At 34.5% G+C, this 16,298-nt stretch carries 17 protein-coding genes and 1 pseudogene; 4 read left to right on the top strand and 14 right to left on the bottom strand.

Going from position 1 to position 16,298, the window contains the following annotated elements:
- Positions 1-2: 2 nt before the first annotated feature.
- The 13 genes and pseudogenes from ACPWTF_RS00725 to ACPWTF_RS00665 all read right to left on the bottom strand — a co-directional run bounded on the left by ACPWTF_RS00725 (position 3) and on the right by ACPWTF_RS00665 (position 12,651).
- Complete coding sequence (locus ACPWTF_RS00725; protein ID WP_427873981.1) at positions 3-3,689, bottom strand: baseplate J/gp47 family protein; 3,687 nt, start codon at positions 3,687-3,689, stop codon at positions 3-5.
- Positions 3,686-4,120 carry a GPW/gp25 family protein gene (locus ACPWTF_RS00720; RefSeq protein ID WP_379800801.1) on the bottom strand — a complete coding sequence of 145 codons (435 nt, stop codon included), beginning with the start codon at positions 4,118-4,120 and terminating at the stop codon, positions 3,686-3,688. Before ACPWTF_RS00720 ends, ACPWTF_RS00725 begins: the two co-directional genes overlap by 4 nt.
- Positions 4,113-4,414 (bottom strand): annotated as a pseudogene (locus tag ACPWTF_RS00715) (PAAR domain-containing protein). The gene ACPWTF_RS00720 and the pseudogene ACPWTF_RS00715 overlap by 8 nt, the downstream one beginning before the upstream one ends.
- Positions 4,415-4,540: 126 nt before the next feature.
- Positions 4,541-6,340, bottom strand: coding sequence for a type VI secretion system tip protein VgrG (gene vgrG, locus ACPWTF_RS00710; RefSeq protein ID WP_427873980.1), 1,800 nt, complete (start codon positions 6,338-6,340; stop codon positions 4,541-4,543).
- Positions 6,340-7,014 carry a hypothetical protein gene (locus ACPWTF_RS00705; protein ID WP_427873979.1) on the bottom strand — a complete coding sequence of 225 codons (675 nt, stop codon included), beginning with the start codon at positions 7,012-7,014 and terminating at the stop codon, positions 6,340-6,342. The genes vgrG and ACPWTF_RS00705 overlap by 1 nt, the downstream gene beginning before the upstream one ends.
- A 201-nt stretch (positions 7,015-7,215) precedes the next feature.
- The gene (locus ACPWTF_RS00700) at positions 7,216-7,386 is read right to left on the bottom strand and encodes a DUF5908 family protein (protein WP_427873978.1); all 171 of its coding nucleotides are present in this window, start codon (positions 7,384-7,386) and stop codon (positions 7,216-7,218) included.
- 6 nt (positions 7,387-7,392) lie between these two features.
- Positions 7,393-7,863, bottom strand: coding sequence for a phage tail protein (locus ACPWTF_RS00695; protein WP_427873977.1), 471 nt, complete (start codon positions 7,861-7,863; stop codon positions 7,393-7,395).
- On the bottom strand, positions 7,850-8,320 hold the full coding sequence (locus ACPWTF_RS00690; RefSeq protein ID WP_095930122.1) for a phage tail protein: 471 nt from the start codon (positions 8,318-8,320) through the stop codon (positions 7,850-7,852). The genes ACPWTF_RS00695 and ACPWTF_RS00690 overlap by 14 nt, the downstream gene beginning before the upstream one ends.
- A 49-nt stretch (positions 8,321-8,369) precedes the next feature.
- Positions 8,370-9,530, bottom strand: a complete 1,161-nt coding sequence (locus tag ACPWTF_RS00685) for a phage tail sheath family protein (protein ID WP_427873976.1) — start codon at positions 9,528-9,530, stop codon at positions 8,370-8,372.
- Positions 9,460-9,948, bottom strand: coding sequence for a hypothetical protein (locus tag ACPWTF_RS00680; protein ID WP_427873975.1), 489 nt, complete (start codon positions 9,946-9,948; stop codon positions 9,460-9,462). Before ACPWTF_RS00680 ends, ACPWTF_RS00685 begins: the two co-directional genes overlap by 71 nt.
- Before the next feature lie 272 nt (positions 9,949-10,220).
- Positions 10,221-10,817, bottom strand: coding sequence for a hypothetical protein (locus ACPWTF_RS00675; RefSeq protein ID WP_427873974.1), 597 nt, complete (start codon positions 10,815-10,817; stop codon positions 10,221-10,223).
- Entirely contained in the window at positions 10,814-11,383 is a 570-nt protein-coding gene (locus ACPWTF_RS00670; RefSeq protein WP_427873973.1) for a DUF4255 domain-containing protein, read from the bottom strand. The genes ACPWTF_RS00675 and ACPWTF_RS00670 overlap by 4 nt, the downstream gene beginning before the upstream one ends.
- A gap of 407 nt (positions 11,384-11,790) precedes the next feature.
- On the bottom strand, positions 11,791-12,651 hold the full coding sequence (locus ACPWTF_RS00665; protein ID WP_250837614.1) for a helix-turn-helix transcriptional regulator: 861 nt from the start codon (positions 12,649-12,651) through the stop codon (positions 11,791-11,793).
- Between the two features lie 733 nt (positions 12,652-13,384).
- On the opposite strand from ACPWTF_RS00665, the gene ACPWTF_RS00660 reads away from it, so the two are divergent.
- Entirely contained in the window at positions 13,385-13,534 is a 150-nt protein-coding gene (locus ACPWTF_RS00660) for a hypothetical protein (protein ID WP_427873972.1), read from the top strand.
- A 105-nt stretch (positions 13,535-13,639) separates the two neighbouring features.
- On the opposite strand, the gene ACPWTF_RS00655 is transcribed toward ACPWTF_RS00660, so the two are convergent.
- The gene (locus tag ACPWTF_RS00655) at positions 13,640-14,134 is read right to left on the bottom strand and encodes a DNA-deoxyinosine glycosylase (protein ID WP_427873971.1); all 495 of its coding nucleotides are present in this window, start codon (positions 14,132-14,134) and stop codon (positions 13,640-13,642) included.
- Positions 14,135-14,426: 292 nt separating this feature from the next.
- Between ACPWTF_RS00655 and ACPWTF_RS00650 the strand changes: the two genes are divergently transcribed.
- From ACPWTF_RS00650 to ACPWTF_RS00640, 3 genes are read left to right on the top strand one after another with little or no spacing between them, the layout of a single operon-like run.
- The gene (locus ACPWTF_RS00650) at positions 14,427-15,020 is read left to right on the top strand and encodes a hypothetical protein (RefSeq protein WP_427873970.1); all 594 of its coding nucleotides are present in this window, start codon (positions 14,427-14,429) and stop codon (positions 15,018-15,020) included.
- A 4-nt stretch (positions 15,021-15,024) separates the two neighbouring features.
- On the top strand, positions 15,025-15,798 hold the full coding sequence (locus tag ACPWTF_RS00645; protein WP_427873969.1) for a hypothetical protein: 774 nt from the start codon (positions 15,025-15,027) through the stop codon (positions 15,796-15,798).
- Positions 15,799-15,809: 11 nt separating this feature from the next.
- Positions 15,810-16,196 carry a hypothetical protein gene (locus tag ACPWTF_RS00640; RefSeq protein ID WP_427873968.1) on the top strand — a complete coding sequence of 129 codons (387 nt, stop codon included), beginning with the start codon at positions 15,810-15,812 and terminating at the stop codon, positions 16,194-16,196.
- Positions 16,197-16,298 lie beyond the last annotated feature (102 nt).

Here is a 16,298-nt window from a genome sequence, read left to right as displayed (position 1 = left end):
GGTTATGAAATATTATGATGGGGTGCCGAAACTAAAAGAGTCATTGAATCGTTAGGCATTAAGTTTTCCTGTTCGCTTTTTAAAACAGTTTGCAATCCTGTAACCGGATCGATATTGTAGCTCGAAAAGCTTACTTTCTCTACCGTAAGAACTCCTTTTATATTTTGTACAAATGTTTTCACTTTGGCATCGACAAGCGGTTTACCAATTTCTATTTCAGAAGGACAGTTCGTAATCCAAGGCGATAAATACTTTTTTAGAGCCAGATTTACATTTTTTGTTACCAAGGTGATCTGGTAGTTTGGATCGACTTGAATTTTGATGTTAATGGTTACGTATTCTAGATTAAAATTGGAAACGTTTAGTTGGGTAAATGGCGATGAATTGGCGCTTAAAAACTTTTGCACCTCAATTTCGAGAGCATTTGTTGCCAAAGGTGTAAAGGCATTTGAATCGCTATCTGATGCTATTTTTTTTACCAAATAAACATTGGTGGTGTTATTGCTTTCGTCAGTCACTACTTTTGAATAATAGACGGAATCAAACTTTTCGGCAATGAGCGTATAGTAATCGGATGCTGTGCTGGCTCTGTTTTTGGTTTTTATGCTATTGCTTACTCTTTTATTTCGATCTATTTTGTCTTCGGCAGCTTTTCCTCCAAAAGAAGCAAAAGGCTGTATGATAGTGCCTATTTCTGGAATCTTAATTTCTGTTTTAGTAATTGCATTGGCGGCAATTTGCGGACTTTGCGTATCGGTTAGAAACGTCGTTCCGGTTCTTTGCACACTAAAACCGTTGGCCTGCATAAAGGTGGTTTTAGAAAATGATTTAAGGTTGCCAGCAGCCGCAATAGAAATCCAGTTTTTGTTTCCAGGCATGATACTACTATTGTTATTGCAATCTGCAGGAATCGGAATTTCTACAATTCCAGAACATCTAAATTGGCTGGTTTGATCCGATAATGGTTTTATATTTGTCCAGCCCGAATCGCTTAAATAATAATACATAATCTCATTTTGATCGGTAAGCACAGTAGAATTTCTAGCCAATTCAAAATAGAGGCTTAAAGTGCTGTTGCAAATCAAATTATCGAGTTCTATAAATAAGGCTCCGTTATGGTCAAAAGACGGATAAAGCGGAAAACCTTTTGTAGCATCGCTTTCAGAACTACCTATGATTTGGGTATTGAATACATTTGTTTCGGTTTTGTCAGCTGTTTCACTATCAAAAACGGTATAGTTTGAAAATGGAGCATAAATAAAATATTGAAACGGATAATCTCCCGCTGTGCCATCAAGATTGTAGGTTACGCTTGCATCATATTGAGCAGAAAAAGTCTGTATTTTTGGAGCAAACGGAACATTGGCTGCAGGAATAAAATCATCTTGTTTGTGAGCAACTTTATACCCGTTTTGCAAGGCGATGCTAGCTACAACATTGGCATACAATTCGGAACCAAAACCATATTGCGGACTGTTTAAAGTCATTTTTATAAATCCTGATGTACTTTCTTCAGAATATTTTAAAGGCTCTTTTTGAATGTTCGGATTAGGCTTCCATGCTTTGTCATCAGTTTTAGTTGAACCAGATTTAGCATATATATAATCACTGTTAGAGGTACTAAGAATATTATTAACAGGAACTACAGACAAATTGTCGAATAAATTAACTGGTTGCGGAACTTCATCTGTTGGAATGAAAACTTGGTCATCTTTGGTTCTCGCAATTTTAGTCATTTTAATGCCTTGCCATGATTTGTCTTGCATAATGTTGAAGCATACCATAAAATTGGCATTGGAGAATTCTCTAGCAAACGCAATATTTTGCTGTTTGCGAGGAAAAGCGATTCGATATGCTTTTACAACCGAATTGTCTCCTTTTTTTGGTGGATGCAGATAATCACTATATTCTTTGTAATAAATTTCAAAATTGGCTGGTCTTTTATCCCAATCTATTTGTATTGTGAAACTGTCCAAAGGTTTGCTCAAGATTTCATTATTTCCGATGATAAAATTGGCATTAACCAACGGAATTGGTCCAAAAGGAGGGAAGGGACTTTTCGTGCTTAATTCCCCATAATCATTATACAATTGAAACGTTTTAACTCCTTCTACTTTTAAGGCAATAGTGATCGTAGTAATTTTAGGAGGATTCTGCGGATTAGGAACATTTTGAAACAAAATTTTCATCATAGGCCAATCGCTTTTTAATCCGTCTGGATTAACCAGAAACGGTTCGATTGCAGCTATACTTGGATCAAGGATTATAGCAATTATAATTGCGTTTTGTTTCGTAGCATCGATTGTAAAGCTTGACGGAGCTAAATTGAGTTGTAGCCAATCCTTTTGCGTGCTCAAAAAATAACTCGCTTCTTGAAGGATTTTTAAATCGATCTGAGAATCAAATTCTAATGTTACTGTTAGGGTTCTTGTTCCTTCACGCAATAGTAACATGGGTGAAGCAAATGCAATTCCAATTAATGGCGGATTTAGAGAATCGTTGTCTGAGCCAAAAGTCTCCCAACTGATGACTTTATTTTCTGGATCTAATTGAATTTCGGTTGGTTTTACAATGGTTTGCAAATTGTAAGACGCATTGTTTTTGTCCTGATACGAAAGCTTGTGAACACTTGCAATTGTGGCTGGATTGAGATTTACATTTTTTTTAGAAGCAAATAAAATAGGATTCTTCTGGGCATCGACTCCCGCATTAAATAAAGTCCCCGCAGGCAGAGTATAAACAGATGTTGGTTTTGTTAGTGTTGCACACAAAAACGCCTGATCTGCAACTGCTGGCAATTTGGTTTGTTTCAGAATGTTTTTATAATAAAAATCAAGATGCTTCTCAGAAAGTCCGTTTAATTGATCTTGCTGAATTTTGAGAATATTTACAAACGAGCGCAACAAAACAGTATCTGGAAAATGCCCTTTTTTGAGGTTTAATTTCTGGTATTCTTTTGCTGCGTGATGAATGATAGTTTCTAAAAACTGAAATAATTTATCGCCAATTTTGGTTAGAATAGCTAAACTTGCCTTTAGCACAGCCCTTATTTCATCCAAAATTGGATGTTCTTTTTCAAAACCAAAAACCTGCCAAAAAGGAATTTTATCTTTATTGATAAACCAGATATTCTTATCAAAAGATTTAAACTCGTCCCAAGGAACTGAAGTGAGAATTAAATTCTCGACAGATAGTCTTAACAGATATTGTCTGTAAGATTGGATAGCCCAAAAATCTATGCTCAATCTGTTTTTTACTTCTTGCAGCATGTACGTTTTGAGATCATATACCTCGCTGTTTTTTAGCATATGATGCGTCCAGCGTTCTATAATTTGATAGATAGCCGTAATGCGATCAAACAAGTTATTTAAAGCTCGCGTGTTAGATATTATGCTGTTTTTGTTTTCAAGCAATCGTTGAATTTCTGAACAGCCATTTTTATAATCTGCGAACAGTTTCTTGTAATTTGTTTTCGAAATGTACGCCATTAGAAAAACGGGATCTTTCAGTAAAAATGGACTCCAGTTTCCTTCAATAGTGTTACTGTCATTATAGAAATTGATCAATTTGCTAAATTCTGTCAAAAAGTACAGCCAATCCTGCTCGGTTCTTCCGTCTATTAAATACGGATTCGGAACGAGTGCTTCGTTGAGAGAATTTATAGCGCTATTTTGATCAATTAAAATCATTTTTTTCGATCTAAGTTGGTTCCTTCTTTTAAATAAAATGGGAACACATAATTGTGTCTTGTATTGGTTTTAGAATAGATATATGTAATCAGTATTTCGATTGTTCCGTTTACGATATCTGTTGATGCGACTCTAACGTCTTGAACCAATATTCTGGGTTCATATCTTAATAAAGCAAACTTGATCGTTTCTATAATTTCGCCTTTAAGCGTACTATCAATTTTTTTAAACATAAATTGTTGTATTCCAGAACCAAATTCAGCTTCTAGCGTACGCTCGCCTTTACGCGTGTTTAGAATAACATTGATAGATTCGTTAATGTTGGTTTCATTAGCAGACAAATTCAGCTGGTGATTGTCTGCAGAGAATGAAACAGGAAAAGCCCATCCTGAACCTAAAAAGGCAGTATCATTATGAGCTATATTATCCACCGATAATCACATTAAATGCTCCAAGAACAATTGATCCTCCATGAGCGGTTGAATCTCCCATTCTAGCGGCGGGCATACCGCATATCATAACCGTTGAAGACCCTTTTATAATAGAATCTGGAGGTGCATACACAAACCAGCATATCGCCAACTCTGGCAGCTGGTAATCCTGCTATTAAAACTGTTGGCGCGCCTGGCCCAACTATTGGTCATTCCCACATGCGGAATTGGTGGCAATCCCGGAGTAACCATCGGACATTGATGAAAATCTGTAAGTCTTGCTGCTGGTGGCATATCTTTTTGTTTAATCGGTTAATTGTTTATTTGTTTAATCGTTTTATTCTTGATTCGTTTAATCGTGATTATCGCTTCTTGTTTCTATTCTCTTTCCTCTATTCTCTAACATCTCACAATCAACAATCAATTAATCATTACCATTGCACCTTTCAGCGTCAATTGCATTCCTCCGGAGACTTGTGCCATTTGACCGCCTTGAGCGCTGTATTGCATATCTGCATTTTCTTTGATGTTGAGGCCTTTTATTGAGACATCTCCGCCACTTGACTGTATGTTCACGCCTTGATTTCCTTTGATGGTCACATTTTGATTGGCTGAGATATTGATGTTTTTCTGACTCGATAAATCGATACCGCTGCTTGACATTACGATGCTATTATTGTTTTCGTCCTGAATCGTAATTTTCTTGTCTTTATCGCTAATTATGATCGTGTTTTTGTTGGGTGTTGCAACTGTCCAAACTTTGTTTTCATCATCAAACTGTACCGAAATTCCCGATTTAGAAACAATGGCTTTTACCGAATTTTTCTGATTGGGATCTAAACCCGTAAAAGGTTTTATGCTTGTACTGCTATAGACGCTTCCGAGAATTATGGGATAACGCGGATCTTCGTTTATAAAGCCCAAAATGACTTCATCTCCAACTTCGGGCATAAAGAAAGCTCCAGCTCCGCTTGTGGAATAGAAATTGGTTAGCCTTGCCCAGATTCCTTCGCCTTTTGGATCTAATAAAGGAGCATCTACTAAAACTCGGTATTGAGAATCCGGATCTTCATCCATCTTTTTTACTGTGGCGTTAAAAAGACCCTTTGCACCAGGAACAAGTCCGGAAGCGGGTGGTGCCATAACATCTGGTTCTTCGGTAAACCAAAATGGGGAAAGTCCGAGTGTAACTTCTGAAACCCAATTTCCTTGAGACAAATCATGCACAACTCCGCCAATGAGGTAGTCGCCATTAAAACGATCTCCAATACCAGCAAAAGTCATGTACTTTCCAGGATCAATTAAATTGGTTCCTTGAAATTTGGCTTCGCCCATTATTTTAGCATATTCGCTTTTAATAATTTGCGCTTTAGACCAATTGGTTAAATCAGCACTTTCTAGCGGGGCAGAAGTCTGCAATTGATACGTCGAGAGTCCGATAGCTTCAGATAATTTTTTTGTGGTCAAATTTCCAGCTCCGCTAACGTTTGGCGCTGCATTACCGTTTACAACCGCTTGAGTTTTAAAATCCCAGCTATTGGCAGCTACGTTTCCTAATTGTGTCACAGCATTTAATTTGGCATAAAACTCAAGCAGATTATCACCATAAGTTACCGTAAGCACAGAGCTGGTGCTTTTATCAGGAGGAAAAACTGAAACTTTTCCGTTTAAAGTGGTTACGATTAAACCATTTGCCTCGGCAAGAGCCAAAATATAATCCCAATCGGTAGCATAAAATTGCACTTGTTCTGGCCAAACGGTAGTTGTGGCAGTAACATCTGAGCTTAAACCGGAATAGCTTCCAATTATATAAGATATGATATCGCTGTCTTTCTGTTTAAAAAACGTGAGACTTTTTCGGCCTACAATCATTTTTATGGCGTTATCACGACATTCAATTTCTAAAGCAGATCCTACCAAATTATCAATGCGAATGGTCTGGCTCATGATTAAACCATAAAAAATAACAGCATTATTATTGTCATATCCTGCTTCTATGCTAATTGTTGCGCCAGGCACAAAAGTAGAAGAGGAGCTGGCGTCAAATTTACCCGTATTAGGTTCTCCGTCTAGGATTATGATTTTTGCAGATGCAATTCGGTTTACTTTTTTTTCGATGTGAATTGAAAGCACGCTAAGCTCATCGGCTATTGCCGATCCGTTAACTTTAACTGCGAATGTTGCGATTCCGCCACTTTTTATTTCGGTTGAAGCACTCATTAGTTTGAAGGGATTATGGGTGGAAAAATTAATTTGTCGATACCGTTGAGGTTTCTGAATTTGTTAAGTTTATTATGTTCTGCAACTTGTATATAAAAAGAATCGTCATTCCAGATTTTCTGGCACAATTGCGGTAAAGACATTCCTTCAGAAACGCTTACAATATGAGTAAGGTCTGGAGATTCTGGAGCATCTGTTCGGGTTACTGTTTTCGGAGAAATATAGCGACTGAACGATAATGATATCTTGGCTCTAAGCGGACTTCCGTCTGGTTTAAAAAGAGTGTAAGAGATGTCAATAGAATCGAGAACTCCATTGAATGTGATATTCTGCCCCCATTGCACTTTTACAAAATTAGGGCGATGTATTTTACCGTTATAAGTATAAATAATCGTTTCTAAAGCGGTTATTTCTTTAGACATATCGGTACGTTTGGCATCTATGATTCCCGTACAGTCTATTACCATTTCAAAACTCAGTTTATCGCTTGGAGTGCTTTTGTACTTTTGAGAAGCCGAACTTGTTGCCGGAGCCTGCTGTTCGTTGTATTCGATGCTTTTCTGTATTTTTATATTGTCAGGATTAATCATGAAAGCATAGGGATTTCCGGAGAATTTATTCTGAAATTCCTCGTCTGTATATCCCGTAATTTTCATTAATTCTAAACTTGCCATTTGTTTATTATTTTAAGTTTAAATTTTTTTAAATCCTGTTTGGTCTTTGAAATATTCTCTCTCGCAGATTTCTCAGATTGTGCGGATTTTTTTAATCATTTTTATTTGCGGTTTGAATTATTTCACGCAGATTTTAAAATGGATTTAAGCAGATTTTGCGGATTTCTTGTGTTTAATCTTTTTAATCCTTTACTCTGTGGCTTAACGTTTATAGCTATTCTCCTGATTTTTCTCAGCAATTAATCTTTTACATTCTTCCAGCAGCTGTTTTCTCAAAATGGACATTTCTCGTTCTTTGGTTAGCGCCAAATTTTTAGTGTTGTTGGTTACGATTTCTGTTTTAATGACAAGTTCTCTTATTTCGATTGGCATAATGGTTTAGGTAAAAAGTTTATCAAATTTGGTATCCTTAGAAATGTTAAAATAGGTGTAGGCCAGCTCAATAGATTCTATCGCAATATTACTTTCCTGAGAGTTTAAGTCAGAAACTGCATATTTTACTGGGTAGGCATTGTTAAACGTCCATTGCATGCAGACTACGCCCGAAGCATTAAGCAGTTTTAAGATCACATTTTTGGGCTGTATTGGATTTGATAATCCTTGATCGATGCAGTTGGCACACCAATTGACCAACTGAGATCCTGCAGGCACCATAGCTCTTTTAAGCACTAAGTTTTGACTGTTAGAAATGGTTGGGAGGCGATATTTAAATCTATTTTCGCCTCCGCAAACAATTTCTTCTACGCTTAGTTCTTTAGAAATTCCAGATACCTCTTTGAAAGCCGCATCTACACCTGCAAATGAAAGTGTAAAATAAAAGCTAACGGGATAATCGTTACTTACCGCCATTTTTAATGATCAGTTGTTCGTGCGCAATTTCTATCGTGTCTACTGCAACTTCGTTACCGTCAGACTTCAAATCGGTGCTTGTAATTTTGGTTGGCCAAGCATTGTTTAGTGTCCATTGCATGGTTACGCCGCCTTTTTCGTCCAATAATTTGATCAGAACCGTTCTTCTTTTAATCGTATTCATTACGACTTGCTGATGCCAATCCCAAAAAGTATTATCATTTACAAAAATGCCACGTTTCATCGTTACGTTTCCGTATTTGGTAATTCCAGGCATTTTCTCCACAGAAAAAAGCGGACTGTTACTTTTGCGATATTCTATAATTTGATTTTCGACATCCATTCCCGTAACTTCCTGAAAAGCTACTTTGGTTAATTCTGTTCCAAGATCTACTTCGAATCTAAACTTTGGCATGGGCCATGTTGCGCCTTGTGCGCTTCCGTCATCTGTTGCCATATTATTTTATATTTAAATTAAAAATTTACTTAAGTGAGTTTTTGTTTGATTAACTAGAAGTTGCCATTTGCTGTTGAAATGTCAACACAATGAATTCAGCCGGATGAACAACTGCAACTTTTACCGTTACATTCATGAAACCATTTAAAAGATCATCTGCCGTCATTGTAGAACCCAATCCGCAGGCTACAGAAAAGGCATCAGAAGCACTGGCTCCCTGTAAACCTCCTTGTTTCCAGATCGACCTAAGAAAACTGCTGATCATAGAAATAACAGCTTCCCAAGTATTTTTATCATTAGGCTGGAAAACGTAAGCTTGAGCGGCCAGTTTACAAGATTGCTCCAAGAATATCATAGTTCTGCGCACTGGAATATATCTCCAATCTTGACTGTTTCCGTCCAATGTTCTGGATCCCCAGATTAAAATTCCTAATCCATTAAATGTTCTAATGGCATTGATCGATTTACCCGAAACAGCATCAACATTTAAATTGGCTTGCTGACTTTCAGAAATGGAAATTGGCAATGATGCCGCACCTACAATAGAAGTATTAGCAGGAGCTTCCCACGGACCAACAGCATTGTCTACCGTTGTAATAACGCCTGCCATAGCACCGCTTGGAGGAAGAATATTAGCATCTGCCACAATGTGTTTTATCATTAAGGAATACGTCTGACTCGCAATAAGCAGTGCATTGTGATTTTGCGTTACAGTTAAAGTGCTCGATGGATTTTGGATATTGGCAATAATAGTGGCAACGGCTGGATTAGGAGCACTAGGCGGATTAAGAACGGCTTCTAGTTGTTTTACATCTCCACCAAATAAATTAGTGTAATCAATATCAGAATTTTGCATTATCGTAGTTCCTATAAATGGGTAATATGCCATTCCGTAGTTTAATCCAACAGAACCGGTGTTCATTCTGAAGTTTGTAATGTCTTCCGTATACAAAATAGGATCTGGGGCATCACCACCAATAATGTCAAATAAGCACATTGCCGTTTGCATTTGCGTCGACTGAAGAAGCATAGCCTGCATTAGAGTCCCGTTATTCTCTACGCTCAATAAAGTGGCTTCTGGGCAAATATACATAGTTGGTTCCTGCTCGTTTAGCAATAGAGAAAGACCCTTTGTCAAATCATTCAATTGCACATTCGGGTTTACAACTGGAATTCCCGGAGTTCCTGGTTTTTGTGACGCAGGCTGCATAAGAACCAACAGAAACAATGTAAGCATCTCCACCGCCATTTTCATAAAAAAGCCTTACGCTATTGTATAAATAATAAACCGTGTTCGGATCTGGAACTATCGAGTAATACGTTCCTGCAATTAGCATGTAGTCTCCTTTTAAAGGTTGACTTTTTTCTGCTACTAAGTAGTATTCAGGTTTGTACTGTTTAGACGGACTTGCAGGAGCAGGTGGATCTGGCAAACAGAAAAAAGCCTGAAAATCAGCAAAAGATGTGATTTTTACTGGCACATTCGTATACGATTTTCCTTCGTAAGAGGCCTGTGGTGTGTACCCTATAAATGCTGGTATAGCTGTAGCTACTCCAACAACAGAATTGGGAAAAGCATTTAGTTCTTGAATGTAAACACCAGGAGTTTGAATGGTAGATAAATTCATTGATTTTAGTTTTTAATGTTCATTTTTAATAGTTTTTTATAAATAGATATACATTGGCGATGCGACATGATTTGGGTCGCTATTCTCGATTATTCCTATTCTAGAGACATCTGGATTAGGCAGTCCTTTTATAATTACTTTGGGCTTGGCATTGTTTTGATTTGCAGATGATGAATTGCTTATTAAATCAAATTTATATTTAGGCTTTTCGCTGAGTGTGATATAGGTTTTGTTTGAAGTAAACAGTAATGCCGATTCTCCTGTTTGGATGGTTACATTTTTGGGCCGTCAAATTGTATGTTTTCTTTTTCTGTAATCGAAGGATTGTTTAACTGCACCGCATTTCTATTGATAAAATAGTATTGCCATTGTGTAGCTCGTGCAGTAAAATTGATTTCAAAAAGCGCAGCATTACCAGAAGGCTGTTCTTTTAATATATCTTCAAAATAAATTTTTAAATGACCAAAATGAGTCGATACAGGTTTATTTTCTAAAGTTTGGTTAAGGACTATTTTGCCTTCATTGTTGAGATTTTTAGGATCTTGACTAGAGTAAGTAACCGCTCCAATCCAATTAATGGGTAATGTAGTAAAGAGAATAAAATTAGGATTAGAGCATTTTATATCAAACTCAAAATAGTTTTGCTGTGTGGTTTGTGTTATATAATTGAATAAGTCTGATAATGATGATTTTGTATTTGAATATAAATCGAATCCGTTTGAAAAAGGATTCATTTTAAAACCAAATTTTTTAAATATCTTATCTGTATTATGATTGGGAACAAAGTGAAGACAATTACATTTTCCGCTATCAAAAAAAGTATGATAGGCCGCAATACCAAAGGTTTTTATGTAATTGCTCTGTATCATTTGGAAATGGTGTTGTTTGTGTTTTTTACAGAAGGTATGATCTCCATAATTTCATGACTCTGAACTTTTATCAGCTTCATTTTGTAAATAATAGAAGGCTGATATTTTGCTGCCATTGCTGTCCACAAACTGTGCATTTGATGGTAAGAGATCTTTTCGTACTCAAATTCTAATCGACTTAAGCCATCTGGAATAGAAGAAGAGGACGACGCATCGATATAATTATTAATCTGAAAGAAGGCGATTATGGCGTCTAAAAACTTTAAAGATTCGGAATAATCATCAAAGTTGCTACTAATCAATAGGTCAATGTTGTATCTTTCTGTGGGATTGAAATTAGAATAGTTTCCGCTTTCTAATTTCTGGTTTCTAATATAAAAAGGCTGATTGGTTTCTTTTTCAATATTTATTAGCGATAAAACGACTTTGTTCTGGTTTGCTTTAGGTAAAGTTCCACTTGGTTCAATAAGATAGTTCACAACGGTTTTGTCTTCGCTTAAAGCAAAACGATTTTTTAAAAACTGTCCCAATAATTTATTCGTAAATTGAAGCGATTGATGTATCATCGTATTTAACTCTTAAATTAATTCAGTGCTAATAGCGCATCGATTGGCTATTTGTATTTGTAAAAGTAACTGACAATTAGATTTGTACGAGAATTTTGCAATATACTTTTCATAGACAGGGACAAAAGATGTTTGGTATTTTTGTAGACAAAATATAGACAGAAAAAACTTTGTCTACGCTTTGTCTCAAATAGAGGCATAAACGGCTGAAATGTAGAGAAAAGTTTTAGCAATATGGAAAAAGCACCTTTAAAAAAAGTACTGATTAAAATGTTTTATGGAAAATTTAAAAGAGTGTAATACAAAAGAAGAAAATCATAAAATGGATAGCATAAAACTATCTTTTGTACTGCTAGAATAGAATAAGCATTACAATTGCAGGAGATATAAATAAGAGAAAAGATAATTTATGAAACTGTTCTGAGGTACGAAATGATATCATCTTCTTTTTTAAGTGTTAGTTTCTTTTTAAGACGATATTTATGAGTTCGAACACTTTCTTGATTAATGCCAAGAAGATTGGTAATATCATTGTTGCTCATATTCATTTTAATATAACAGCAGTATTTTAAATCTCGAGAACTTAAAGACGGATGTTTTTTGGCAAGAGCCAGAAGAAAATTTGGGTTTGATTGTTCAAAATAGATTTTAAAATCGTCCCAGAGTTTATTGTCGTTCGCGACTGTCTTTATCGAATTTACAATTGACATTAGTTCAATTCTAGTGGCATCGTCTACGTTTGGATAGAGGTAAGAGATACGTTCTTTTACTTTTAAAAGCACTTCAACCTTTTGATCCAGTTCCATTACGTAATGGCTTAATTTATCGGAGTTATTTTTCTGAAAAGCGGCTTCTGCAAACGTCGCTGCCGGTTTGATTTGCGGTTCTGTTTTTTTGAGAAGAAAGATAGATTGAATTCGATAAATTAAAAAATCGGTATTCTTAATCTGATTGTATGGATAAGTAAAAACAATGTTTTGTTTTGTCCAGCATAATGATTCGCATTCATAATTTTGAGTCAAGTATAAAATGGGAATATTTCTTTTATCAGAATTGAAATTGGTATCATTTAAAACGAGCTGATTTTGTTTGAATCCTAAAATCACTAAATCAGGATTTAAAGAGTTTATGGCATTTTTCAAATCTAATCCTGTCGATACAGAAACGGTAGAAAACGTATAAGCAGATACTATTGATATAGCATTTAATATCATAGTCAGTATCGTGACATCGTCACATCCAATTACTATAGATTTTTTTTCGAGCATTTTTGGGGTAGTTTATTGCTTTTTTATGCAGTACTAATTTCTAATACTGTATATGAAATGAAAAATAGATAATAACATTTTCGTCGTTATAAACGGCTCTAACCATCAGATCGAGTTTAAACAATACATAAACTCCAATCTCCCACCAACATTAATAACTTGATTTAATAAAATAGAATAGATATTTTGATGATTTGTGGCTTGTAAATTAAAGGGATGTAAATTTATTTAATATATAGGAATATTACTATAAGTACTATTACGTGTTTTTGTATCTATTTGTGTTAATTAACAATTTTATGACTTTAAGTTTCAAAAAATCTACAAAAAGGCCTTTCAATAGTCTCTGAAGCATTCTTGATCTACCTGAATTATGATATTGATTTGTGATAAGGTGACAAGCACCTTTTTGATATTGGCAGCAATACGTCGCTAACTGCAGAATTTCTAACCATGTTGATGAGGTGTGGATAGAGGTGCATGATGTAAAAAACACCTGATTTTACCATTGTTGCATTTTAACGGTTCAAGGTTCATTTTACTATTTCTGGTTTCAGATTATAATCTGAAACCATTTCAAGAGGTTCAAACATAAAGATTAAAGTTTTTCATTTTAACTTTAAGTATTCTTTCAAATCAATTTTCTAACTGATAGAAATAAAGCTGATTTTAATTGAGTATGTAATGAACTTATAAGGTAAAAAAAAGTATTAATTTAAATACAACTAGACCTATGGCCGCTATTCCTGACGAATTGTACAATGTTAAATTTGCAGCGTATTTTGATTCCATGAAAGAATTGTATATTCTCGACCAAAAATTTAAAGTAATCTGTGATGCTTACTGTGCAAGTACCGCTAAAACGGAGCTTTATAAGGATTGAAGTGAAAAAAATTATCGTCGTAAGATGAAGTTTGAAAATCTTTCTAGGGAATTGGAAGAAGAAATACTGTTTTATATTATGAGAAACAGATAACTATTTTTTAGTCTATTTTGAAAGTGCTATTTCGGATACCCTTTTCCATTGTGCTATTTTTTCCTCTTTTGTTAAACCTGCATTTAATCCGCTAGTTGAAGGCAGGGTTATATAAGTGATTCCTTCTTGTGGAGCTGTATGTTTTACAAAATACTTTGCAGCGGCTTTGCTTTCAAAAAAGACATATTTTATATTAGGATACTGTTTATGCAAACCTTCAAAATCATTAATTGTTTCTTCGGTAATAGAAGCATCGCTGCTTCCTTCTCTTTTACAGCTTTGTAAAACATTCCAAAGACCTATGTTGTACTTTTTCACTAGTGCTTTTCGATCTTCATAAGAGGCGCTAAATTCTTCTTCAAAAATAGCAAACAAAATTTTCCAGAAAAGATTTCCTCGATTTGCATAGTATTCTTGCTTGGCAATAGATTGTTCACCCGCGATTGTACCCATAATTAGAATAATTGTAGAATGGTCAATTAAGGGATCAAGGGCTTTTTTTAGCATTTGTTTGTTTTTTTTGCAAAATTACCGATTATTTAATAAAGTATAAACAAGATAAAAATCTTTTAAAATTCAATTATTTCTGAGCTTTTTCAAACTTTCTATTTGTAGTAAAATATTTATTTAACATATTTTGTAGTATTTATATTGCAATATTGTAAATAATTCTTTTATATTCGTAAATCCTAATTGTAGGATTTTTACCATGTTTAAATGAATTATTAACCAACCAATGTAAATGATTATGAGAAAAATTAATAAGTATTCCGTCTGTTTTTTTGTTGCACTTTTTTTATTGTCGTGTAGCAATGATGAATTAGAAACAAATCAAGAAACAGTAAAAGATGTTAAGTCCAAATTAGAATTAGCAAAATTTTCAAATCCCAATATTGCCGAAAATGTCGAAGCCGATTTTGAAAATGCCAACGAAATTGAAAAAGATAATTTTAAAATTTCTGAATTTTCAGCCAAAGAAAAAGTTGTAAATTATTTTGAGTCTGATCTTCTGCAAAATCAATTGAAATATCAAGGTGTTACAATTGAAAATGATGGCAAAGCACATTCGTATTTTTTAGAAGTTTATACGTTTAAAAAAAGCGCCACTTATCCGGAGAGTATCACAAAGTTAAAAGACTTTTCAGGAGGATTGAATGTGTATTCGTTTGAAGGGGAAAATTTGGGTTCAATTGGAGTTATAAACGGTAAGACGAAAAACATTTCTGGAAAGAAAGAGTTGGATATTTTGACAGAAGCAATAAATTCGTTTTATGTTTCATCCGATATTACAAGTAAAATACCTTTATGCGACGGTACGTATACTCAAGTCGTAGAACAAACTCAAGACCGTTGGCGAATAGTTAGTCTGAGTTCCAAAAATTCTATCTGTTGAGTATATGGGGGTTAAGGTAACAAGAACGACTACAATCTTGCCTTATCCTTGCGATGGATCAGGAGATACAGATGCTATAATATTACAGCGCACGGCTCATTATTATACGAGTGATGGCAAAAGCTATTCAGGTACAAGTAATTTATTGGAAACAATCATTACTGATTCTTCTTTTTTAAATAATCCTTGTTTGTTTTCTGTGTTTGAAAAATTAGGAGGTTCCCCTACATTCCAAACCTATTTAAAAAAATTTGATAGCCAATTTTCTGTAGCCAATTTAAAATTAACGGCTGGAAATGTTGGACTAGAAGGCTTCAATGCTAAAACATTTCCCCCAGTAAATTCTGAAATAGTAATTGCATTTAACGATAAAGAGCTGAATAGACCTATGTTAGATATTGCTAGAACTTTTATGCATAAAATAATCCATGCTGAGATGCTTAGACAGCTTTTTGATCTAGCCAGAACTGATGGGGCTATAGACAAGAAAGAATTGACGAATATAGCGAACTCTTCAAATAGAAATGAATTACTAGAATATTATTTAAAATATAAAGGAGGAGCTCAACATGAATTTATGGCTTTAAAATATAGAGATGTTCTTGTATCGTTTTTAAAAGAAGTTGATAAAAACTTAACAGAAAAGCAATATCAATCAATTGTTTGGATTGGTTTAGAAGAAACAAGTATGTGGGAGAAAATGACTCCGAATGAAAAAGCTGATATTGAAAATACATATGAAGCATGGAGAAAAAGTGCTCCAAATAACTGCAATTAAAAATGTTATAAATGAAAGCAATAGTTTTAACAATCATTATGTTGACAAGTTTAAAAGTGCTTGGACAGCAAACTTCTAGTCAATTGAAAAACACTAAAAATCCTGTTTATGTTTTTAAGTATGATAAAAAGATTGATGAGATCTTATATAAAAAATACGCTGGTAAAGATACAATTGTGGGTTTTGAAATATTATTAAACAAAGAAAAAGTGACTTTTATTTCTTTTCGAATTAATAAAAATGTCAAACTAAAAGTTAATACAACTAGGAAAGAATTGGAAGAGATTGTAAAGAATGATAACATTAACAAGCAGCCTAGTTATTACATCTATACAAAGAGAAAAGGTATCTTTTATCCAGTGGATCACATAGTTTTTAGGGCAATATATTGTAATTAAAGCAAAACAATGAAAACAATACTTTTAACAATTATCGCTTTAGAAGGTTTAAACCTCCACGCTCAAGAAAATACTAATAAGTTAAAAAACTCAAACAGATTT

This window comes from Flavobacterium sp. MMS24-S5 (assembly GCF_050320125.1).
Lineage (GTDB): Bacteria > Bacteroidota > Bacteroidia > Flavobacteriales > Flavobacteriaceae > Flavobacterium > Flavobacterium tyrosinilyticum.
Note: the sequence above shows the minus strand (reverse complement) of the source record. Positions and strands in the feature narration are given on the sequence as shown.